General features: G+C 65.6%; 23 protein-coding genes. 4 read left to right on the top strand and 19 right to left on the bottom strand.

Annotated features, from left to right (window positions below; genetic code table 11):
* Positions 1–17: 17 nt before the first annotated feature.
* Positions 18–551: a lipocalin family protein gene (locus BLT26_RS11885; protein ID WP_091514270.1), complete on the bottom strand. Its 534-nt coding sequence runs from the start codon at positions 549–551 to the stop codon at positions 18–20.
* A gap of 211 nt (positions 552–762) precedes the next feature.
* Complete coding sequence (locus BLT26_RS11880; RefSeq protein ID WP_091514267.1) at positions 763–1,539, bottom strand: ferredoxin--NADP reductase; 777 nt, start codon at positions 1,537–1,539, stop codon at positions 763–765.
* A gap of 133 nt (positions 1,540–1,672) precedes the next feature.
* On the opposite strand from BLT26_RS11880, the gene BLT26_RS11875 reads away from it, so the two are divergent.
* A complete protein-coding gene (locus tag BLT26_RS11875; protein ID WP_091514263.1) occupies positions 1,673–2,554 on the top strand; it encodes a LysR family transcriptional regulator in 882 nt (293 codons plus the stop codon).
* A 64-nt stretch (positions 2,555–2,618) separates the two neighbouring features.
* Here the strand turns inward: BLT26_RS11875 and BLT26_RS11870 are convergent, their stop codons facing one another.
* The gene (locus tag BLT26_RS11870; RefSeq protein ID WP_091514260.1) at positions 2,619–3,113 is read right to left on the bottom strand and encodes a hypothetical protein; all 495 of its coding nucleotides are present in this window, start codon (positions 3,111–3,113) and stop codon (positions 2,619–2,621) included.
* Between the two features lie 123 nt (positions 3,114–3,236).
* Positions 3,237–4,736 (bottom strand): RimK family protein, encoded by a 1,500-nt coding sequence (locus tag BLT26_RS11865; RefSeq protein ID WP_091514256.1) that lies wholly within the window; start codon positions 4,734–4,736, stop codon positions 3,237–3,239.
* Positions 4,737–4,927: 191 nt separating this feature from the next.
* Here BLT26_RS11865 and BLT26_RS11860 point away from each other — a divergent pair, with 191 nt between their 5' ends.
* On the top strand, positions 4,928–6,061 hold the full coding sequence (locus tag BLT26_RS11860; RefSeq protein ID WP_091514252.1) for a GNAT family N-acetyltransferase/peptidase C39 family protein: 1,134 nt from the start codon (positions 4,928–4,930) through the stop codon (positions 6,059–6,061).
* On the opposite strand, the gene BLT26_RS11855 is transcribed toward BLT26_RS11860, so the two are convergent.
* From BLT26_RS11855 to BLT26_RS11815, 9 genes are all read right to left on the bottom strand, one after another.
* The gene (locus BLT26_RS11855; RefSeq protein ID WP_091514248.1) at positions 6,058–7,674 is read right to left on the bottom strand and encodes a M20/M25/M40 family metallo-hydrolase; all 1,617 of its coding nucleotides are present in this window, start codon (positions 7,672–7,674) and stop codon (positions 6,058–6,060) included. The genes BLT26_RS11860 and BLT26_RS11855 overlap by 4 nt on opposite strands.
* A 69-nt stretch (positions 7,675–7,743) precedes the next feature.
* Complete coding sequence (locus tag BLT26_RS11850) at positions 7,744–9,093, bottom strand: SLC13 family permease (protein ID WP_091514245.1); 1,350 nt, start codon at positions 9,091–9,093, stop codon at positions 7,744–7,746.
* 68 nt (positions 9,094–9,161) lie between these two features.
* Entirely contained in the window at positions 9,162–9,896 is a 735-nt protein-coding gene (locus tag BLT26_RS11845; RefSeq protein WP_091514241.1) for an MBL fold metallo-hydrolase, read from the bottom strand.
* A gap of 25 nt (positions 9,897–9,921) precedes the next feature.
* On the bottom strand, positions 9,922–10,332 hold the full coding sequence (locus tag BLT26_RS11840) for an ACT domain-containing protein (RefSeq protein ID WP_175453102.1): 411 nt from the start codon (positions 10,330–10,332) through the stop codon (positions 9,922–9,924).
* A gap of 58 nt (positions 10,333–10,390) precedes the next feature.
* A complete protein-coding gene (locus tag BLT26_RS11835; RefSeq protein WP_091514233.1) occupies positions 10,391–11,068 on the bottom strand; it encodes a hypothetical protein in 678 nt (225 codons plus the stop codon).
* 54 nt (positions 11,069–11,122) lie between these two features.
* Positions 11,123–11,608, bottom strand: coding sequence for a hypothetical protein (locus tag BLT26_RS11830; RefSeq protein ID WP_091514230.1), 486 nt, complete (start codon positions 11,606–11,608; stop codon positions 11,123–11,125).
* A gap of 289 nt (positions 11,609–11,897) precedes the next feature.
* Entirely contained in the window at positions 11,898–13,139 is a 1,242-nt protein-coding gene (locus BLT26_RS11825; protein ID WP_139169524.1) for a c-type cytochrome, read from the bottom strand.
* A gap of 59 nt (positions 13,140–13,198) precedes the next feature.
* Entirely contained in the window at positions 13,199–13,885 is a 687-nt protein-coding gene (locus BLT26_RS11820; protein WP_091514390.1) for a thiol:disulfide interchange protein DsbA/DsbL, read from the bottom strand.
* A gap of 158 nt (positions 13,886–14,043) precedes the next feature.
* Positions 14,044–14,700 carry a c-type cytochrome gene (locus BLT26_RS11815; RefSeq protein WP_091514224.1) on the bottom strand — a complete coding sequence of 219 codons (657 nt, stop codon included), beginning with the start codon at positions 14,698–14,700 and terminating at the stop codon, positions 14,044–14,046.
* A gap of 175 nt (positions 14,701–14,875) precedes the next feature.
* Here BLT26_RS11815 and yihA point away from each other — a divergent pair, with 175 nt between their 5' ends.
* Positions 14,876–15,520, top strand: a complete 645-nt coding sequence (gene yihA, locus BLT26_RS11810) for a ribosome biogenesis GTP-binding protein YihA/YsxC (RefSeq protein WP_091514221.1) — start codon at positions 14,876–14,878, stop codon at positions 15,518–15,520.
* 3 nt (positions 15,521–15,523) lie between these two features.
* On the opposite strand, the gene BLT26_RS11805 is transcribed toward yihA, so the two are convergent.
* From BLT26_RS11805 to BLT26_RS11780, 6 genes are all read right to left on the bottom strand, one after another.
* A complete protein-coding gene (locus BLT26_RS11805) occupies positions 15,524–15,727 on the bottom strand; it encodes a hypothetical protein (RefSeq protein WP_091514218.1) in 204 nt (67 codons plus the stop codon).
* Positions 15,711–16,121: a hypothetical protein gene (locus tag BLT26_RS11800; RefSeq protein ID WP_091514214.1), complete on the bottom strand. Its 411-nt coding sequence runs from the start codon at positions 16,119–16,121 to the stop codon at positions 15,711–15,713. The genes BLT26_RS11805 and BLT26_RS11800 overlap by 17 nt, the downstream gene beginning before the upstream one ends.
* 601 nt (positions 16,122–16,722) lie before the next feature.
* Positions 16,723–18,558, bottom strand: a complete 1,836-nt coding sequence (locus tag BLT26_RS11795) for an adenosylcobalamin-dependent ribonucleoside-diphosphate reductase (protein WP_091514211.1) — start codon at positions 18,556–18,558, stop codon at positions 16,723–16,725.
* Between the two features lies 1 nt (position 18,559).
* Positions 18,560–19,537 carry a ribose-phosphate diphosphokinase gene (locus BLT26_RS11790; RefSeq protein WP_091514207.1) on the bottom strand — a complete coding sequence of 326 codons (978 nt, stop codon included), beginning with the start codon at positions 19,535–19,537 and terminating at the stop codon, positions 18,560–18,562.
* Positions 19,524–20,192: a dienelactone hydrolase family protein gene (locus tag BLT26_RS11785; RefSeq protein WP_091514205.1), complete on the bottom strand. Its 669-nt coding sequence runs from the start codon at positions 20,190–20,192 to the stop codon at positions 19,524–19,526. The genes BLT26_RS11790 and BLT26_RS11785 overlap by 14 nt, the downstream gene beginning before the upstream one ends.
* A complete protein-coding gene (locus BLT26_RS11780; RefSeq protein WP_091514202.1) occupies positions 20,185–20,862 on the bottom strand; it encodes a phosphoribosyltransferase in 678 nt (225 codons plus the stop codon). Before BLT26_RS11780 ends, BLT26_RS11785 begins: the two co-directional genes overlap by 8 nt.
* 51 nt (positions 20,863–20,913) lie before the next feature.
* Here BLT26_RS11780 and BLT26_RS11775 point away from each other — a divergent pair, with 51 nt between their 5' ends.
* A complete protein-coding gene (locus tag BLT26_RS11775; protein ID WP_175453101.1) occupies positions 20,914–21,984 on the top strand; it encodes a hypothetical protein in 1,071 nt (356 codons plus the stop codon).
* Positions 21,985–22,146: the final 162 nt, after the last annotated feature.

Genomic DNA, 22,146 nt, shown 5'->3' with positions numbered 1-22,146 from the left:
ACCTTCCGCGGCCCGGTTCAGCGACCCGGTTCCGGGGGCCGGTTGTCCTGCTCGACGAAGATCAGCTGGTCTATGGGGTAGCCCAGGTCGCGGGCCTGTTCCAGCAGCGGCTGCAGCTCCGCATCCGGAACTGAGGGCTCGCGGGACAGCAGCCACAGGTAGTCGCGGTTGTAGCCGGTCACCAGTGCGTGGCGGTAATTGTCATCCAGCGCGATGATCACATAGGACGCATAGAAGGGACCGAAGAAGGACACCTCCAGGTGCGCGGTGCGCGGATCGCCGGCAAACCGGGCGCGGCCGTCGGCCTGCTGCCACTCCCCCTCCTCCCGTGAATAGCCGCGGTTGATGACTTTCACCGAGCCGTCGTCGTTGCGGCTGTAGTCGGCCGTGACGTGGGTCAGGCCGCGCTCGAAGGAGTGGTCCAGCCGGGCAATCTCATACCAGCGGCCCAGGTAGCGATCCAGGTCGAAGTTTTTCACCGGCTCGACGTTTTCGGGGACACCCGTGCACCCACAGAGCACCGCCAGCCATACCAACAAGAGTTTTCGCACCGTTTCCCGCTCCTGATTCCGTTTGTGCCAGCACCCGCAGCGATGGCTTACCGGGCTTACTTACAGGGTAGGTGAAAGCCGCTCAACAGGGGCCTTCGGGACAGTGATACGTACTGGCGGGTAAAGAGATCATCCGGCGGGCGCCGCGGCGGCTGCTCGTGCAAACAAAAAAGCCACCCGAAGGTGGCCAGCAAATCGAACCTGTTGGAAATTACTTTTCCACAAAAGCGCGTTCAATAACGTATTCGTGCGGGACGCCGGCGCGGGTCTCGCGGAAGCCCCAGTCGTCGAGGATTCTGGTGAGGTCTTTCAGCATCGCCGGACTGCCGCACAGCATAAAGCGGTCCTCTTCGAGATTGGGCTTCGGCACATCCAGGTCGTCGAAGATTTTGCCCGACAGCATCAGGTCGGTGAGGCGGCCGTTGTTGCGGTATTTCTCGCGGGTTACTGTGGGGTAGTAGAGCAACTGCTCGCGGATCATCTCGCCGAAATACTCGTGCTCCGGCAGCTCGCGCTCGATAAAGTCCTGGTAGGCGAGCTCCGACTTGTAGCGCACGCCGTGGGTGAGGATCACCTGGTCGAAGCGCTCGTATACATCCGGATCCTTGATGATGCTGAGGAACGGCGCCAGGCCGGTGCCGGTGGACAGCAGCCACAGGCGCTTGCCCGGCAGCAGGTGGTCCGCCACCAGGGTGCCGGTGGGCTTGCGGCTCACGAAGATCTCGTCACCCGGCTGGATCTTCTGCAACTTGGAGGTGAGCGGACCGTCCGGCACCTTGATGCTGAAAAACTCCAGCTCGTCCTCGTAATTGGCGCTGGCGATGGAGTAGGCGCGCAGCAGCGGGCGGCCGTTCTCCTGCTGCAGGCCGATCATGGTAAAGTGGCCGTTCTCGAAGCGGAATGACGGGTCGCGACTGGTCTTGAAGCTGAACAGGGTGTCGTTCCAGTGGTGGACTTCCAACACCTTTTCAATATTCAAATTTGACATAACGTTAGAACCAGTTATTCCTCAATTCTCTTAATGCCTGAATTCTAGCCGCGGAATACCTATTGGCAAAATGGGATATTTCGATAATCCTTATCGACTGAATCGATAACGACCCTTTCCCCGGAGGCTCGCCTTGCGCTACTCCCTGCGCCAGCTGGAGGTATTCCTCGCCTGCGCCCACCACGAGAATGTCAGCCGCGCGGCTGCCAGCCTGAATATGTCCCAGTCCGCCTGCTCCACAGCCCTGAAAGAGTTCGAGCAGCAGTTCGACCTGCGCCTGTTCGAGCGCACCGGCAAGCGCCTGCGCCTCAACGAGCTCGGGCGGCAGCTGTGGCCGCGGGCCGAAGAGCTGCTGGAACGCGCCCGCGAACTGGAGGGCGCGCTGGCCGCCCACGGTGAGCTGGGACGGCTGAAGATAGGTGCCACCCTCACTATCGGCAACTACCTGGCGGCGGGCATCATGGCGCGCTATATGGCGGAGCAGCCGGGCACCCGGGTGGAGCTGGACGTGGCCAACACCGCCGCCATCGCCGAGCGGGTGCGCAACTTCGAGCTTGACCTGGGGCTGATTGAAGGCGAACTCAACCACCCGGACCTGGAAATGATCCCCTGGCGCGACGACGAGCTGGTGGTGTTCTGCGCGCCAGGCCACCCGCTGGCGGGCCGCAAACGCCTGGGCGACCGCGACCTGTGTGCGGCCACCTGGATATTGCGTGAACCCGGCTCGGGTACCCGGCAGACATTCGAGCGCGCCCTGGCCGGACTGCTGCCGCAGTTGCATATCCTGTTGGAGCTGCAGCATACGGAGGCGATCAAGCGGGCGGTGGAGGCGGGCCTCGGCATCAGTTGCCTGTCGCGGGTATCGCTCACCGATGCACTGAAACGCGGCTCGCTGGTGGAACTGCCGGTACCCCAGCGCGATTTCCGCCGTGAATTCTACTTTGCCCTGCACCGGCAGAAATATCGCAGCGCGGGGATCGAGCGCTGGCTGGAGTTGTGCCGGCAGGCATCATGAAGGGTGTCGCCAACAAAAAAGCCACCCCGTGGGGTGGCTTTTCATGAAGCGAAAACCGGTGCTGTTACTTCACACGCACCAGCTGGGACTTCTCTTCTTCCGGCACCTGGTCGATGGAGGCGATGGTCAGGCCATCCAGGGCAGCGGCGGCAGTCTGCGGCTGCAGGCTGACGTGGGCAGTCTTCGGCAGCTTCCACATCGCGCCGGTGGCCGGATCGATGATCAGCAGGCCGGGCAGGCCACCGAAGAGGATGTTGCCGATATACCAGCCGTCCATGCCCGCCTTCAGCTGGAAGCTCTGCTCGTTGTAACCGGCCATCTGGTACTTGATTACATAGGTAGCCGAGGAGAAGAAGCCGTCGGAGGCGTCCAGGGTGATGGTGTCCGGGGTCACACCGGTGTGCACGTCCAGGCCTGCCTCATTGGTGACGGAGAAGTTGGCACCGGTGGGTGTACTGTTAATGGTCACCGGGTACTTGCTGTCACTCAGGATACTGGCGCAGCCAGTAGCCAGGGTCAGAGCGGCAATGGAGGCCCCCAGGGTAAGTTTCTTGATCATGGTCAATCCTGCTTGTTTCTTGTTTTTTCCGGCCGGAGGAAAAAAACGCCAGCCGGCGCGAAGCCTAACATAATCGGCAGGAACCGTGAGACACCTCTCATTACATGCCATTACGGGAGCACATCAGGAGACTGGGCGGGCAGTCGTGCGTGCACTTCCATGTCCGCTCCGGCGCACATCGAGGCGGCGGAGAAATTCCTCCATCACCAGCCGATATAACTCGCCGCCCAGGTATTTGTCTTCCACACCACTGTCGATGGACGGATTGTCGTTGACCTCGATGACATAGGCCCGGCCTGCCGATTCCTTTACGTCCACACCGTAAAAACCGTTGCCGATCGGCCGGGTCGCCTTCAAAGCGGCCTGAAGCACCGCCCGCGGAACCTCGAAAGTGGGCAGGGTGGTAAAACTGCCGCTGCTGTTCTTCTTGCGGTCGTGGTTGTAGATCTGCCAGTGGTTTTTGGCCATGTAGTAACGGCATGCATACAGCGGCCGATTGTCCAGCACACCTATCCGCCAATCGAACTCGGTGTACAGGAACTCCTGGGCCAGCAGCAGGCTCGATTCGGCGAACAGCTCCCCGGCCCGCTCCTGCAGTTCCTCGGCGGTTTTTACCTTCACCACGCCCCGGGAAAAGGAGCCATCCGGTATCTTGATGACCATCGGCAGTCCCAGCTCCGCCACGGCCGCAGCCAGCCCGTCATTGTCACCCCGGCGCAGGATGCGTGTCCTGGGTGCCGGTACGCGGTGGTGGGCAAACAGGTCGGCCAGGTAGATCTTGTTGGTGCAGCGGAGGATGCTGGTGGGGTCATCCAGCACCACCAGGCCCTCGGCCTCGGCCTTCTTGGCAAAGCGGTAGGTGTGGTGGTCGATAGCGGTGGTCTCGCGGATAAACAGCGCGTCGAATTCCGGCAGGCGCAGGTAATCCGCGGGCGTGATCAGCTCCACCGAGAAACCGAGTTCGCGCCCGGCGTTGGCGAATTTTTTCAGCGCGGCCTGGTCCGATGGCGGCAACGCTTCCTCCGGGTTGACCAGTATCGCCAGGTCATAGCGGCTGCTCTCGCTTTTCTGCCGCGGGCGCCACACCTGGTTGCTGAAACGGTCGAGCGCCTCGGCAAAACGGGTCTCGCCGGCGTCATCCAGTTCGCGGTGGGAGCACAGGCGCAGGTCGGCGATCTGCCAGCTGCCATCCCAGGTCAGGTGGATCTCCAGGATCGGGCAGGGAAAACGATCGAACAGCAACCGCGCCAGCGGTTGCAGCAGCGGGTCCTCGCACTGGCCGAAAAATGATTTCACCACCAGCTCAGCCGCTCCCTCTTCGGGAGTGCGCAGCCGGCCGAGTGCCGGCAGCACACTGCCGAGCTGCAGCCTATAGAGCTGCGGCAGCGCCAGGTCGTTCAGGGTGCGTACGCTCGGTAACACCCGATGGCCACGGGCCTCTGCCAGCAGGGAGCAATAATAGCCCTCGCTCCGATAGTCGTAGCCGGCGCACAGGTTGATGACGCGCGTGCGTTGCTGCCGTGCGGGAAGCTGCAGGTAGTCGGCGAAAGTGATCACCCGCTCGCTGGGATAATAGGGAGCCCAGTCGCTGGGCTGGTCGATGACTAATAGCACCCGGGACATGGGTTGAGGCGCCTCGCAGGGTTGGGGCCGGTGACGACCGGCAGCAGGCGAAAGATAGAAGAAAAGCGGCCGGGCACCTAGATTTATTTTGTATTTTTTCGTGGTCGGGCGCTTCCTTTTCCATGTCCTTTTGCTACTGTTGCCGGGCCGCACCGTCGCGGTTTTCACGGCCCCTGCCGACAGGCGACTCCATGCCCTCCCCGACCTCGTCCCCGCCCCTTCTCCGCCCGGCAACTCCTGCCGACCTGGCGGCCCTGCATGCGATCGAACAGGCCAGTTTCGCCAGCGACCGCCTCAGCCGTCGACGCCTGCGCCACTGGGTGACGGCGGAAAACCGCGTGCTGCTGGTGGCCGAGGACAACGGCCGGGAGCTGGTGGGTTACGTGCTGGTGTTGCTGCGCCGCGGCACACGACTGGCGCGACTATATTCACTCGCGGTGACACCGGCCGGGCGCGGCCGGGGTATCGGCAGGTCGCTGCTCGAGGCGGCAGAAACTGCCGCCCGGGAGCAGGGACGGCTGTTCATGCGGCTCGAAGTGGCCGAGGGCAACACCGCCGCCATCGGGCTTTACGAACAGCTCGGCTACCGGGCCTTCGGTCGTTATGCGAATTACTATGACGACCGCGGCGACGCGCTGCGGATGCAGAAAAGGATCCGCTACCGGCCGGAGAACCTGCAGCGGCTCGAGGTGCCCTGGTACCGGCAGACCACCGATTTCACCTGCGGACCGGCTGCCGCCATGATGGCGATGGCCGCCCTGGACCGGGATTACCAGCCGTCGGTGAGCGAGGAGCTGGCCCTGTGGCGCGAAGCCACCACCATCTTCATGGCCTCGGGGCACGGTGGCTGTCACCCGGTGGGACTGGCGCTGGCCATGCACGCCCGCGGTTTCGCCACCAGCGTCTACGTGAGCCAGGCCACGGCACTGTTTGTCGATGGCGTACGCTCGGCAGAAAAGAAACAGGTGATCCGGCAGGTGGACGCGGACTTCCGTCGCGCGGCCCGCGCGGCGGCGATTCCGGTGGAAACAGCGGATTTCTCCCAGGCGCAGCTGGAGCAGTGGCTGGAACAGGGAGCGCTGGCACTGCTGATGGTCAGCACCTACCGGCTGGACGGGAAAAAGGTGCCTCACTGGGTGACCCTGGCGGGTATCGATGACCAGTGCCTGTACGTGCACGACCCGGACATGGACGACACCTGGGGGGCGCTGGACAGCAGCTACCTGCCCATTGCACGCGAGGACTTCGCCAGGATGTCCCTTTTCGGGCGGGAGCGCCTGCGCACGGCGGTGGTGGTGCGCAGGCGGGAAAGCGGCCGCGGCTAGCGGGCGAACAGGTCGCCGAAGAAGTCCCCGGCATTCCAGCTCGGTTTGCGGTCCGCATCGGCCACTTCCCGGGCGATGGCGTAGTTCACCCGGGCAAACTGCTCGGCGGCCACATAGTTCACCTGGCCATCGGCCTCATCTGTATGGCGGTGATAGCGTTCCTGGAAGAACTGGTTCTGCATGGCGGTGCCGTCGATGCTGCTATCCAGTGAATCGCGCCCGGTAATCAGGTATATGGCGGGCACGCCCCGGCGGACAAAGCTGTAGTGGTCGCTGCGCACGAAGATCACCTGCTCCGGCATCGGGTCGGGACTCAGTCTCAGGTTGGCGCGCGCGGCGGCGCGCGCCGCGGTCTGGCCCAGGGAGGAGTGCTCGGCACCGAAGGCGATAATGTCCCGGAAGGGATACAGCAGCATCGGCATGTCCAGGTTGATATTGGCCACCATCGCCCCGGTCGGTACCGGTGGGTGCTGGGCAAAATAGTCGGAGCCCAGCAGGCCTTTTTCCTCCGCGGTGACGGCGACAAACATCAGCGAGCGCCGCGGGGGCCGACCGGATTCGATAAACAGTCGCGCCGTCTCCAGCATGATGGCAATGCCGGCCGCATTGTCCTGGGCGCCGTTGACGATGCGGCCCTCGGCGTCCCTGCCGAGGTGGTCGAGGTGCGCGGAAAACACCACATATTCGTCGCGAAGCTCCGGGTCGCTACCCGGCAGCACCGCCACCACATTGGGGCTCAGGATCTTTTCGTGGCTGGCGCCGCTGGTGAGCGCGGCGCGATAGGGCAGCGCAAAACCGCGCGGGGCCAGCCCGTTCGCGATCTCGGTATAAATGGTGTCGAGGCTACGCTCTGCACCCATGAACAACTGGCGCCCCGCGGGCATGTCCAGGTAGATGCCGGGGTGCAGCCCGGGGATGGCGTTGCCGGGCTGGCTGTCGGCGCCGAGCCAGTCAAAACTGTCGTCGCGCATATGCTTGACCGCGCGGGCGAAGGGCCAGCGCTGTTGCCGCTCCGGCGTGTTGAGGGTGATATAACCCACCGCGCCGTGGCGCGCCGCGGTCATGCGCTTGGTGCGGCCCGAGGCATAGTGGGCGCCCACCTCGCTGGGCAGGAAGTCCGGGCGCCCGTGCAGCATCACCACAATCTTGCCGTCCACGTCCAGGTTCGCATAGTCGTCTATGCCGTGGGCCGGCGCCTCGATGCCAAAGCCCACGAACACCAGCCCGGCGGCAACCGCGGTCTTCTCACTGGCGGTGGGCGGCGAGGCAACGAAATCCTCCCCGAAGCGGAAGGTGATATCACCATCGCGCCCCTGCAGAACCATGGTCGGCTCGCGCTTGTCCCAACTGGCCCGTCGGAAGGGCACCGGCTGCAGGTAGCCGTCGCTGCCGGCCGGTTGCAGCCCCAGCTCGGCAAACTGCCCGGCTACATAATCGGCCGCCGCGCGGTAGCCGGGCGTGCCGGTCTCCCGCCCCGCCAGGTCGTCCGCTGCCAGGTAATCGATATGACGGCGCATATTTTCGGCGTCGGCCGGCGGCAACGGCAGTTGGGTGGTGGCACAGGCAACCAGCGCGCCCGCAATAAGCGCACCGAACAGGGCGTTAACTCTCATCGGCAACATATTCCAGCGTTGTGCAGTAACCGCCGCAACTTTCGGCACAGCCGGTCAGGGCGGGCGTGTTTATCGGGCCAGCCAGCTTACCATGATCCATACCACCGGTATTGCCAACAGGTTCAGGATCAGGCCGGCGCGCAGCATCTGGTCCTGCCGCACCACGCCGGTACCGTAAGCCAGCGCGTTGGGCGGTGTTGCAACCGGCAACATGAATGCACAGGAGGCCGCCATCCCGATGCCGAGAATCAGTGGCTCGGTAATCCCGGGGTCGAACTGCTGGGCCAGCCCATAGAAAACCGGCACCAGGATAGCGGCACTGCCGGTATTCGAAGCCAGCTCGGTAAGGAAGATCATCAGCGCGATGCAGGCCGCGACCAGCAACCAGCCGGGCGCCTGGCCCAGTCCGCCCAGCAGGGACTGGGCAATCCATACCGAGGTTCCGGTTTGCTGGAGTATCAGCGACAGGCACAGGCCGCCGCCGAATAACAGCAGGATGCCCCAGTTGATCTGGCTCTGCAGTGCCGGCCAGCTGATCAGTCCGCACAACGGGGCCAGCGCAGTGATGCACAGGCCCACCACAGCATCAAAGCTTCCACCCAACCCCAGCCAGCGGGTCAGGGGCGTCGACAGGGTCCAGGCGAGAACCGCAACCGCAAACAATGCGATGGCGCCGATGGCGCCCGCAGTCCAGGGTACCGGTGCCAGGTCCGGCTTGCTGATCTCGGCGCGCTCGCGGTCCGGGCGCAGCACCAGCCACAGGCTGGCGAGCACCAGCGGGAACATACCCAGGGTTACCGGCAGGCCAACCTGCAACCAGGAGATGAAATCCACCCCCAACGCCCGCGCGGCAATCGCATTGGGCGGACTGCCCACTATCGTGGCCAGCCCGCCGATATTGGCGGCGTAAGCGGTTCCCAGCACCGCAAACGTGCGGGTGCGTGGATGGTCACGATCAACGAGGGACAGGGCGATTGGCAGCATCATGGCGCTGGTGGCGGTGTTACTGATCCACATGGAGAGGAAGGACACCGTAAGGAAGAAGCCTACCAGGGTGGGCCAGAGGTGACCGCCCCCGAGCCGCAGCACCCGGCCTGCCAGGCGCCGGTCAATGCCGTGGGCGTGCAGCACGGCCGCGAGGGTGAAGCCACCCATAAACAGGAAAATGATGGTGCTGGCGAAGGGTGCCAGCGCCTCTGCTGCCGGTAGCAGGCCGGTAAAATAGGCCGCTGCCGGAACGAGCAACGCGGTTACGGGCAGGGGAATTATCTCGCTCATCCACAGCCCGGCGGCCGCGGCGAGGATAAAGAAGCCCAGCCGCTCCGGTCCGCTCACGACCAGGGCGCCAGCCAGCAGCCAGGCGAACAGGATCCAGCCGGCAATTATGGCCAGGCGGGCCGGGAGCGATAATTTGCTCATGGGGCGGAGTCCGACGGTTGTTAATCGATGGCAGTTAGACCGCTGCCCAAGATAACAGAGAACCCGTCTCAGCCGGGAAAGAACCGACGCTCCACTGCCGCGGCGACTTCCTCGTGGGCGCGGTCCGCACAGAAACTGCCGTGCGCCGCAATGAAGTGCAGGAACGGCAGTTCCAGCAGGCGTTCAAAGTCTTCCCGCAACCAGCGCCGGGGATTTGCGCCCGCCGGGGTCATGCGTGCACACCAGGTGGGGGCCACCTGCATGCCGCGATGAAAGCCGGCCAGCCGCAGGAGATTCTTGCCACACCAGTTACAGCCGCGCCATGAATCCCAATACTGCAACGCATCGCAAGTGATCAGCAGGCCGCCGCAGGCTGGCACCAGCAGTGCAGCCTCGGGATGGCGGCCGTGGGAAAACTCAAAGAAATAACCCCCGGGGACCGGACACTCCCCGCCTTCCCTGAGCAGCGCATCGGCGGCCGGCGCGGGATAGTGGTCCGAGTGCGGCTGGCTCCAGAAAGTGAGGTTGTAGCGGTCGCGGTAATAGAGGTCGTCGCAGCCGTGAAAGTACCCCAGCCTGACGGCGTGGCGGATACGGCCAAGGTCCTCGAGCTTTTCCTCCAGCGCGGGGCGCAGTCGAACCGGGTTCACGAGTACGAGTTCATCGCCGCAACGGATGATACCCATATTGCGGTTGACGGCGGCGGCAGGCGCCACGCGCGCCGTACCGGGCAGGTAAAAAAAGTCCGGCAGCAACTGGCGAATTTCGCCGTGTGGTTGAACCAGCGGGTAGTCGATCTGCATGGCCGCCGGGCGAACCTGACAACCGCTAGCAGTACTGCGCCCGGTTGCCGATCGCGCGCAACAGCCGCAACGCGTCCTCTGCCTGGTGCTCGGGCACAAACAGGTGGTGCCCGAATGGCGTCGAGGTGAGCCGCGCCGTTATCTGCGCGTGCGCCAGCTCGCTCGTGAGGGCCACCAGCAACTCCGCCCGGGCCTGGTCCAGCGGCTGGCGAAGGGTGATCCGGCACAGGCTTATATTGCTCGCGAGGCCCTCGCGCTCGGCAAGTTCCCGCGGCAGCACCGCACTGTAGCCGTCGCGCTCGCAGACCAGTAACAGGCACTGGCCGGCGAGCACGGGCAGTTGCTCGGCCTGCAGCGTGCAGAATACACACCGGTCGGCGCACAGCAGCGGTTCACTGGTGCGCAGTAATTCTTCCAGACGTATATCGGCGTTCATACATCGATTCACTCCCGCTGTTTGAAGCCACGGCCACGCCGCCAGGCGGTAGCCACTCTCAGTCAATGAACTTCTCACCCTCAATCTGCGGCTCATCGGCTGCCGGGGTCACGTCCTCGGCATTGGCCCTGTCCCGCTCGGCGTCGCGTTCCCATTGCTCCAGCGCGCGGTCAATGTCGCGCTCCAGGTCAATACTGGGAAATTCCGGGCACGGGGCATCCTTGCGCGGGTTGTGCCACCCGGACAGTGGGGTCACGAATACGATGAGGGATTTGTGCAGGTTGTTCTCACCGATACTCGCCTCGGTCCAGGTCGTCTGCCAAGCGTATTTGCCGCGCACGGCGTAGTCGCTCTCATAGGACTTCAGGGTGAGGAAATACGGATAGACCTTGCCACCGCGACACACGATTCGCCGCTCGGTCTTGATGTTGGCCATCTGGGTGAACGGGTCAAAATACCATTCGATGTCGTAGCCATACGCAAAGCGCATGCTGCCGTCGTCGCGCTTGGAGAATGCGTAGGAGCGCCCGCTGCCGTCGGCTTTCAGGCTCCATACGTGGCGGGCCTCGCCGTCACGCGAGATCAGCCAGTCGCCGACCCACTGGGAGGCCTGCAGGCGGGAATCTGCCTCCCAGCCCCAGCCATCCCGGGTTGGCCCGGCATCGGGCTCCGCTTGTGCCAACACAGCGCCGGCCGACATGGCGAGGGCCGCTGCGAGAATAAAGCGCCGCTGCATTACAGCTTGTCTCCAGTCAGTCGCTTTACTCTTCCCTGAGATAGGGGTAGCGCCCTAGCTGCTCAGCTTCGGGCACTCGCTTCCGGCCGTGGGGGTTTCCCAGTGCTTCAGGCGACGCTGGAAACTGAGCAGGCCACCACCATGCTGGCGCCAGTGGCGTCCATCCAGTACTGCGAAGTCTAGGGTCACCGGGCTCCAGCCGGTAAAGGCCACATCGACAACCCCGCCGCTGCAGCGCACCGCGGCGCCGGTGCGGACCCGCACCCGGTCGCCCAGCAGGGACCAGCTGATGGCAAAGCCGTGGGACAGTTCGCCACCGGGGGCAAAGCCATAGGCGTAGCCAGAGCCATCGGCGTGGAGCTGCCACACCAGCTGCTGGTCGCCCTCGCCCACCACCAGCCAGTTGCCGGCCCAGGCCCGCTGGGATACTTCGGCCGAGGCGCCGTGGCTCACCGCCAGGCACAGCAGCGGGACCAGTAGGTAAAGAGGGAAAAAAGAAAAGAACACACGGTTGAACGTAAGGTGACGCAATAACTTCATGCGTAACTCGACTACTGCTGACCAACACTTGGCGGAGGCTGGCCACGTCGCCGGGACGCGGATACGCCGACCACCGGTTTTCCTCGCCGGCAGCCCGCGGGCGCCGGGTTGAAAAAGTGCTCTTCCGCGCTTTTTCACGTCCCTTTCCCTACAGGCTAGACGTAAAAACCAACAATGGCAGCGCAACCGTCAAAAATACGCATTTGGCCGCCAGCGCGGCAGTGAGGGAGATAGGGAAAGGGGTCTTACCGCCGCCCCGCTGTGATAGCGGGAGACCGGAAAACGGGACTCAGCGCCGGCGGCGGAGCCAGAGGACCAGGCCCGCCAGGATGGCGACGGCGGCCAGCGCCGCGAGCCAGATATAGCCGCCGCCCGGCAGCGCAACAGGCGCCATGCGCTCTCGCGCCCTGCCGAGGGCGGTGCGGAGGTCGCGGAAGGCCGCGATGGTTTCCGCATTCGGGGCATCGGCCAGGATTGCCGTGCGCAGCGACTGCCAGCGATCGGTGAGCTGCCCGGCCAGGGCCGGGTCCCGCTGTAGCAGCCGCTCTTCCAGCGGCAGGTAGTCCTCGCGCAGCGCCAGCATGGCCTGGTAGTAGGCGGTGGCGGCATCACCACCGCGAAATGCCGTTTCCGCCACCTGCAGGCGTCCCAGGGCGCGCTCCAGCGGATGGACGTCGATCGCGATGCGGTGGGGGTTGCCGCGCCACCACATCAGGGCCGCGCCCGCATCCGGGGGCAAATCCAGGGGGCGGGTGGTTGCGATCCCCGGCAGCCTGGTGAGGCCCGGCAGTGACTGTGCCAGCTCCGGCGCCGGGGCCCTCTTATCCGCCACGGCGAAATGCGCCACAGTGACCGCCAGCGCCCAGCGCTGGCGACTGCTGAAGTCACCTGCCAGGGGCCGGCCGTGCGTGGGGTCCGCCTCCGGGTCGAGGACGCTGTAGAGGTCGTAGAGGCTGAAAGCGGCCATGCGCCGGTAGTCATCGAGCCGGGGCCCGCTGGCACCCTCGCCACTGGTCCCATGGCAGCCGGCACAACGCTCGACATACAGGTCCTGTGCCACCTCGGGCGCGGGCAGCGGCTCGACTGGTGAGCGCTGCAGCTGGTAGAGGGCCGCGAGGCGATCGGCGGCGGCATTGGCGCTACGCCGCACCAGCTCGCCGTCGCGGCGCTCGGCCATAGCCCGCTGCAAATCGGCCAGGCGGCTCTCCAGCGTGGCACGGCCCGGACGCTCCGGCAGTGCCAACAGCAATTCCCGCGCCTCTGCCAGGTTGCGGCGCTGGCGGCGGTAGAGCGAGTCGTCGATGACCTGCCCGTCGCGCACTGCCTCGGCATAGTCGGCGGCGACATAGGACAGGAGATTGCCCGCCCGGGCCACCCGGGACGCGATGTCCGGTTGGGCCGCATCCGGTTGGGCTGTGGCAGTGGCACAGAGGAACAGGAACAACAGCATACTCCGGGCAAGCCCCGCCACAGTGGGCGCGGGGGAGCTGGGGATTGTGGCCGCGGAGAGCGCGGCTGCTGCTCGATTCATGGGACGCCCGGATATAAAAAACCCCGCATACTGCGGGGTTTTGTCACTATCTGCGATTATCAGCCGCGATCTGCGCGCTCTTTCTCGATCAGGTAGTCTGCCACGTCCAGCATCAGCTGCTGGCCGTCGCTCTTGCCCTTGAAACCCGGCAGGGAGGTGCTGATGCGGTATTTGCCCGCAACCACCATTTCAGGGGTGCCGGCCAGCTGGTAGGCGCGCTGGTTGGCCATGCCCTGCTTGACCTTGCTGTTGATGGCGAAGGAATTCATCAGCTTGACCGCCTTCTCACCGTCGGCGCCGTGCTCGTTGAACAGCGCCTTGATGGCGTCCATGTCCGGGTTCCACTCGCGACCGTCGCGGTTGGCGAACATCTTGCGCTGGTTGTTGATGGCATTGAAGACCGGCTGGTGCATCTTGTCGAGCACGCCCATGGCGTCGGCCACATAGTACAGGCGCGCGTGCACTTCCATGACCGGCTGCCAGATGGCCGGGATCTTCACCAGCTCGACGTCGGCGGGGGTCTCTGCTTCCCACTTGTTCAGCATCGGCTCGAAGTGGTAGCAGTGGCCGCAGCCGTACCAGAACAGTTCGGTGACCTCGATCTTGCCGTCATCGCCCTGGGGCACCGCCTGCGGCAGCACCTGGTAGTGCTGGCCGGCCTTGAACTGGCCATTGTCCTGGGCACAGGCAGTCAGGCTCAGCAGCAGGGTGAATATCAGGGTAAGGGGGGCGGCAACAGCTCTCATGGTGTTCTCCATCGTTATTCTTCCGGCGGCGGGCGCCGGTGGTAAATCTGTAGACAGCGCTGATTATTGAAGTTCCCGGACGGCGGCGCAAGCTCCGGGGGGCCAAACGCAAAAAGGCCGGGACGAACCCGGCCTTTTCGTGCAATCGTTGCGGAGGGTCAGCTGGGGTCGTGCAGACCGGCCAGGTAATTTGCCACCGCCTTGATCTCGGCATCGGACAGCTGGCGGGCCACGCTGCGCATCACCCGGGTCTCGCCGTCATTGGACCGCTCACCGGCCCGGAAGGCCTTGAGCTGGGTCTCGATGTAGTCGGCCCACTGGCCACCCAGGCGCGGGTAGCCCGCCGGGGCGTTGCCCTGGCCGGTGGGGGAGTGGCAGCCCATGCAGGCCGGTACCCCGGTCTCGGAGTTGCCACCGCGATACAGTTCGCGCCCCAGCTGCAGCCCGTCGACATTTTCGCTGTTGTTCAGCATGACGGAAATCGGTTCGGCGCCGGACAGCTGCATCTTCTGGGAAGCAAAGTAGGCGGCCAGGTCCTCGAGGTCCTGCTGGTCGAAGTTATCCAGCTGGCCGACCATCTGCGGGATCTCGCGCTCGCCGCTCTTCACATCCATCAATTGCTTGAGCAGGTACTTTTCGCCCAGGCCGGCGATCTTGGGAAATGCCGCTGCCGGGCTATTGCCGTCGGGGCCGTGACAGGCGGCACACTGCGCGGCCTTGGCCTTGCCCGCGGCCGGGTCGCCCTCGGCTACCACGAACGGTGCGGCTACCAGAAGCCCCAGGGCCAGGGCGGTGTTCTTTACAATGCTGTTCATACGTCGTCCCATTGCGCGCTGAAAGATGCGATATCGGTCCGGTTGCACCGGACCCGCGCCGCCCCCAGTCTATCCTGCGGCGCCGGGGGACCCAGCGCCAAAGCCTTAGGTCCCACAAACGGCGGCATTATATACTTGCGCGCCAACCGAGTGTACCGAATCTGGTAGATCAATCATGACAGACCCCCTTCCCGCCCCGATCAACTTCCGCAACGTCGATTTTTTAACCAGCGCTCCCACCCTGGCCGAGTGCCCGGAGGACAGCGGCGCGGAGGTGGCATTCGCCGGCCGCTCCAACGCCGGCAAGTCCAGTGCGATCAACGCCCTGACCGGCAACAGCAAGCTGGCGCGCACCTCGAAAACCCCGGGGCGCACCCAGCTGATCAACTTCTTCCGCATCAGCGACCGGCAGCGGCTGGTGGACCTGCCCGGCTACGGCTACGCCAAGGTGGCGCGGTCGATGAAGGACGAGTGGCAGCGTCACCTGGCCTCCTACCTGGAGCAGCGGCAGTGCCTGCGCGGGCTCATACTGCTGATGGACATCCGCCAGCCGCTCAAGGAGTTCGACCGGCAGATGCTGGCCTGGGCCGTGAGTTCGGGCCTGCCGGCACACATCCTTCTGACCAAGGCCGACAAACTCAAGAACGGCCCCGCCAACAACACCCGCTTTGCGGTGGAAAAGGAGCTGCGCGAGCAGGGCCTCGACCAGGGAGTGTCGGTACAGACCTTCTCCTCCACCAAGCGCACCGGCCTCGACAAGCTGGAGCGCAAGCTTGCCCAGTGGCTCAGCCTGGACGAGGAGGGGACGCCGGCCGGGTAACGGTCAGCGCCGGCCCCCGCCCCACAGCGACTGCAACAGCAGCCGGCGCAGCTGCCGGCGCGCACCGGGCGTCGACGCGCGCAGGTCCTCCGCGGTGAGCTGCCGCCCTGCCAGCAGGTCCAGCAACCGGTCCTCGCGCACCCGCAATTCCAGGAAGGGCCCCTTCCCGCCGGCCGCTTCCGCGGCGCGGTCAGTGGCGGGTCGCACCCGACATCCCCGGCCAACCGGTGAACCCGGTCGCAGCCATCGGCACAGCCGGGGGTTCGGCAGCGCCAGGCGCTGCCCCCAGGAGCCGCTGCCGCGCCAGCGCCACGACCCGGCCACACAGGGTCCGGTCGTCGAGCCGCGCGGCGGTGGCCAGCAGCAGGCGCGCGGTGTCGCTGAAGCGGCACACGGCCACTCCCTGCTCCGGCCAATGCCGGGCCAGCAGGCAGTCCGCGAGCTCGAATGCGCAACCGAACCAGGCCAGCGCCCGCTCGGGCCCCTCCTGCGCCAGCAGGCCCTCTCCTTCCTCCATCGCCGCCAGCATCGCGCGCTCGGCCCGGTGCAGATCCGCCACCAGCCAGCGTCGGTGGTTTGCGCATAAAAAGCGTAATTTCACTGGAACCTCCGTGTATTGGTTGTCGAAACGGGCAAGATGACCCGACCATAAACGTAATGAGAATCATTTGCAATAACGGGGAGATGAAAGGCCGCGGCCTGCTGTGCACAACGGCCGGTTCCGGTGGAGGCGCGAAAAAAAAGGCCGGCAGATGGGGGCTGCCGGCCAGGGGTCGGTGCCCTTGGGGATGGGCACCTTACTAGACGCACCCAGGGGGACGGGTACGCCTATGGGTTCTCACCCAGCGCCGATGGGGGTATCCGGCGCCGTCGGCGTTACGCCAACTCATACATCTACGTTAAGCTCGCGCCGACGGATTTCCCAGCCGTAGCGGGGCCCGCCGGAACTCCCGGACGCTCTGGCATTGTATTCTTTTGAACTCAAAATGCTAGGACAGCATTCTCGTTATTACCGTTGGTGATGCGCTTTTGTACCGGGGCAAAAAAAAGCCCCGACCTTGGGGGAGGTATCGGGGCACGGGGAATATTGCTCAACCTCAGGGGATGGGAACAATAGTATTTCCTGAGACGCTGGAAACGCGGCCGGGTTCCGCTGGTACACGAAATTTTCTCCCGGCCTGCTGTCGCTTCCCGTTACCCCTTCACTCCCCTTCCCGCTCGATATCGCAGCAGTGGGAACCTCCCCCCGGCTCGCCGCTTTCAGCGCTCAGGATGCCGCCGGTGATTTCGTTCGGGCGATAGGTGGTACAACCCTTGAGACCCAGCCGGAACGCCTCGCGGTACAGGGATTCAAAGTCTTCGAACGGGCAACTGGCGGGCACGTTCACCGTCTTGGAGATGGCGTTGTCCACATAGGGCTGCAAGGCGGCCTCCATCGCCAGGTGCGCCGCGGGCGACAGCTGCCGGGCGGCGGCAAATTCCGGTGGCAAGGGGGCCGCCTCGCCGTGGCATTCCAGCCACTGGCGGTAAACCGGGTCGCAGATCTCGAAATCCCGGTAGTCGCCGTTGGCGGTCAGCACGCGGCGCCGGTGGCGGAAATCGAATACCGGCTCCACACCGCTGGAAACCCCATTGGCCAGCAGGCTGATGGTGCCGGTTGGCGCGATTGCCAGCAGGTGGCTGTTGCGGATGCCGTGCTCCGCGATAGCCTGTTGCAGGCGCGGCGGCAGGGCCTGGATGAACGGGCCCTGCAGGTGCGCGGCCCGGTCGAGGGCGGGAAAGCCGCCTTTTTCCGCCGCCAGCCCCACCGAGGTCTGGTAGGCGCTGTCCCGCAACAGCCGCATCACCCGCGCCGCCAGGTCGCGACCTGCGTCGCTGTCGTAATGCAGGCCCAGCGCAATCAGCGCATCTGCCAGCCCGGTGATACCGAGCCCGATCCGGCGGGTAGCGCGGGCCTGCCGCGCCAGGGCCGGTAACGGGTAGCGTGACAGGTCGATGACGTTGTCCAGCATGCGCACCCCCAGGGCCGCGCAGGCGGCAATGCCCTCCCAGTCCAGGTGTGCCTCCCGGGTCAGTGGCTGGCGCACGAACGCCAGCAGGTTGACCGAGCCCAGGTCGCAGGCGCCGTGGGCCGGCAGCGGGATCTCCCCGCAGGGGTTGGTGGCACTGATGTGCTCGCGGTAGCGGAGGTTGTTGTCGGCGTTGATCCTGTCCACAAACAGCACGCCCGGCTCGGCGCAGTCATAGGTGGCGCGCATGATCCTCTGCCAGAGCTCCCGTGCGCCAACCCGCCGCAGGATCCGGCAGGGCACTGCTCCCGGCGCACCGCTCCACTGGCGCAGCAGCGTCTCGCCACCGCCGCCATCCAGCGACGCGGCGGGAAACACCAGCGGCCAGTCGGTGTTCTCCTCCACCGCCCGCATGAACTCATCGGTGACCAGCACTGACAGGTTGAAATGCCGGAGCTCGCGGGGGTCCCGCTTGGCCTCCACGAACTGCTCTATATCCGGGTGGTCACAGCGCAGGGTGGCCATCATGGCGCCGCGGCGGCTGCCGGTGGAAAGCAGGGTCGCGCACATACTGTCCCAGATACGCATGAAGGACACCGGGCCCGACGCGATCGTCCCGGTATGGACGGCTTGGGTGCCGGCCGGGCGCAGGGTCGAGAAGTCACAGCCTATGCCGCCCCCCTGCTGCATGGTGAGGGCGGACTCCTTCAGGCGCTCGAATATCGCCTCGATGGAATCCTCGATCGCCCCCATCACGAAGCAGTTGAACAGGGTGACATCGCGGCCCGTGCCGGCCCCGGCGAGAATGCGACCACCGGGCAGGAAGCGGAACCCCTCCAGGTTGCCGCGGAAACGCGCCGCCCACTGCTGGCCATCGGCGGGCTCGACACTCGCCAGGGCATCGGCCACCCGCCGCCACGAATCCGCGATCGAGTCATCGAGCGGTCCCTCGCCGTGCCGGTGGCGATATTTTGTCTCCCAGACAAAGCGGGAGATTTCCGCCGTAAACGGGTCGTCGCTGCCGGACATGTCAGAGACTCAGCTCGATCGCCGGACCGCCATCGTGCAAACGGCGGATCGCCTCCGCCAGCAGGGGGGCACAGCGGAGGATGTTCAGGCGGGGAACGCCTGCCTGGGGCAGTGAATCGGTCACCGCCACTGCCTCGAGGGGCAGTGCGGCGAGTTTCTGCAGGGCGTCACCGGCAAACTGGCCGTGGCTGGCCAATGCAAGGATGCGCGCCGCGCCTGCCCTGTGCAGCGCACCGGTGGCCCGCTCGATGGTGCCGCCACCGGCGATCAGGTCGTCGATGACCAGGGCGCATCGGTCTCGGACCTCGCCCACCAGTGTGCCGCCGCTGAGCTGGTCGGCGCTGCGGTATTTCTCCACGAATGCCTGGCCGACGTCCCGCCCCAGCCGTTCCGCGAGGTCGGCGCGGAATGCCTCGGCGCGCTTTACCCCCCCCACGTCCGGCGACACCACCACCAGTCCGCGGCTCTCATCGCGCAGCAACTCCACCGCGTAATCCAGGAACAGCGGCCGGGCCGGCAGGTTCAGGGTGCGGCAGCGGAAGGCGTTTTCGAAGGCGGCCAGGTTGTGCACGTCGATGGTGACCACACAATCGCTGCCCATGGCCTCCAGCAGGCTTGCCAGGTAGCGGCTCGACAGGGGATCGCGCAGCTTGGTGCGGCGGTCCTTGCGCGCGTAGCAGAGGTAGGGAATCACCGCGGTTAGCCGCGCCGCACCGGCATCACGCAGGGCGGCAAGGAAGAACAACACGCGCACCAGCTTGTCGTCCACACTCCCCCCCGCAGCGCCCGGGGGGTCGCTGTAGAGGGACTGCACCAGGTAGACATCGGCGCCCTCCACATCGTCGAGCGGCCGCAGCTTGTGTTCGCCATCGGTAAAATCGCGTTGCTCGTGTGCCGCCACCGACACCCCCAGCTCGGCCGCCACCTCGCCGGCGAATTCGGCACCCGCATCCAGGCTGAATACCTTAATCGGCCCCATGGCTTCCCGGTCCCGCCAGGTGGCGCCGGAACCAGTCGATCGCCAGCCCGATCACCTGTTCCAGCGTGCCCGGCTCCTCGAACAGGTGGGTGGCGCCGGGCACTATCTCCAGCACCGGGTCGCAGGTCATGCGCGCTGCCGCATCACGGTTCAGGTCGATCACCACATCGTCCTCGCCGCCGACCACCAGCAGCGTCGGCGCACGGACCAGCGGCAGCATTTCGCGGGCCAGGTCCGGGCGGCCTCCGCGGGAGACGACCGCCGCCGCGAGGGCCGGGCGCTCCGCGGCGGCGATGAGTGCCGCCGCGGCGCCGGTACTGGAGCCGAACAGGCCGAGCTTGAGGTCGCGCGTGTCGTCCCGGGCATGTACCCAGTCCATCGCCGCAATCAGGCGATCCGACAACAGCGCGATGTCGAAGCGGTACTCGCGGGTGATTTCGTCCTCCTGGTGCTCCTCGGCAGTGAGCAGGTCAAACAGCAGCGTGCCCATGCCGGCGCGGTTGAGCTCGCCAGCCACCATGCGGTTGCGCGGGCTGAAGCGGCTGCTGCCGCTGCCGTGGGCGAATAGCACCAGTCCGCGCGTGTTTGCCGGCAACTGGAGAATCCCCTCCAGTTGCACCCCGGCCGCATCGATCACCAGCTCGCGTTCACTCATCCCGCTTCCCCTGTAGGCGCTCGGCCTCCCGCATCATGGCGATGACCTCGTCGTCGGAAAGCTGGGAGAAATCCTCGTACCAGGCACCGATGGCCCAGAAAGCCTCGGGCAGCGCCAGGCATTCAATCCGGTCCACCAGCGGTTCGAAGCGCTGCAGCGAGGATGGCGGGGCCACCGGGACGGCGAGCACAATTTCGGCGGGATCCTGGGCGCGTACGGCACGCGCCGCAGCCTCCATGGTGGCACCGGTGGCGATGCCGTCGTCCACCAGGATCACGCAGCGGTCGCGCAGGTCGGGCCAGGGCCGGTCGCCGCGATAGCGCCTGGCGCGGCGTTCCAGTTCCTGCCGCTCGGCCTCGGTTTCCCGCTCCAGCATCTCCTCGCTGACCCCGCAGCTGCGCAGCACATCCTCGTTGAGTACCCGGGCCCGCGCGGTGATGGCGCCCATGGCCAGTTCCTCGTGGCCGGGCACCCCCAGCTTGCGCACCAGCATCAGGTCGAGGGGCGCCCCGAGTGCCCGCGCCAGCTCGAGCCCCACCGGCACACCTCCCCGCGGCAGCGCCAGGATGATGACGTCATTGCGCCCGCTGCGGCGCCTCTCGTCCACATGGCCGCGCACGGCGGCGGCCAACTCGCGGCCCGCCTCCACGCGGTCCTTGAAGGGGATCATTGCAAGCAGCTCCGCAGGTAAATGCCGATAAAACTAGACTAGCAAACAGGTATGCCAGGCGAACTGTCCATGAACGATCCCCCGCACAGCGATCCCCGTGCCGATCTGGAGGCCAAGACCGCCTTTCTGCTCTCCCCCGGCAGCTATCCGGGATTCGCGGGGACAGTGGAGCTGGTGGAAACGCATATGGCGCGTGTTTTCCTGACCGACCGGTACGCCTACAAGATGAAGAAGGCGGTGCGCACCGACTACCTGGATTTCAGCACCCTCGCCCTGCGCGAGCACGCCTGTCGCGAGGAGCTGCGCCTCAACCGCCGCCTAACCTCGGAGGTGTACCTGGCCGTGGTGCCCCTCTCCCTCGGCAGCGATGGCCGGCTGCGACTGGGGGACCACGATGACGAGGGCAATGGCGAGGTGGTTGAGTGGCTGGTGAAAATGCGGCGCCTGCCGCTGGAAACGTGCCTGACCGAATGCATCGCGGAAGTCTCCGCGGCCGAGCTGGCACCGCTGCTCCGGCATTTGTGCGATTTCTATCGCGCGGCGCAGCCACTGGCGGTGGATCCCGTGGCCTATCTGCGGGGATTGCAGCAGCAGGTGGAGCACCACCGGCAACAGCTGCTGGCGCCGGGACTCGGCCTCGAGCAGGCAGGGATTCACGCGGTCGCGGACTTCCTGCTGGCCGTGACGCGCCGCGAGGCGGGCCTGCTGGGGCAGCGGGCGGTGGACGGGCGCATCGTGGAGGGGCACGGCGACCTGCGGCCGGAACATTGCTTCCTGACCGAGCCGCCGCAGGTGATCGACTGCCTGGAGTTCAATTTTGCCCTGCGCTGTGTCGACCCCCTCGACGAGCTGGGCTACCTGGCGCTGGAGTGCGAGTTATTGGGGCGGCGGGACCTGGGCGACGACATACTCTCGGCCTACCGGCGTGCCTGCGCCGACCCGGCACCGGCGCTGCTGGAGTACTTCTACAAGGCGTACCGGGCGCTGGTGCGCGCGCAGCTGGCGGCGGCCCACCTGCAGGACGGCGCCATCGCGGAGCCGCAGAAGTGGCGTGCCAAGGCCCGTCGCTACCTGGACGCGGCGCGCCACTATGGTCGCCGCGCCGACGCCCACGCGGCCTGAGCCCTGAACGACAGACAAAAAAATCCCCGGGCCTGGGGGGGCACCGGGGGAGCAACATCTGACTTCCTTGGGGGGATGACGCATTCCAACGATCTGCCTGTTTAGAGCCGCCGTTTTTGTCCCGGTTCCCCCTCCAGGGTTAAAAAGTGTTAACTAGTGGCA

It is taken from the genome of Microbulbifer yueqingensis, from assembly GCF_900100355.1.
Taxonomy (GTDB): domain Bacteria; phylum Pseudomonadota; class Gammaproteobacteria; order Pseudomonadales; family Cellvibrionaceae; genus Microbulbifer; species Microbulbifer yueqingensis.
This window is presented reverse-complemented; position numbering and strand designations above follow the sequence as displayed.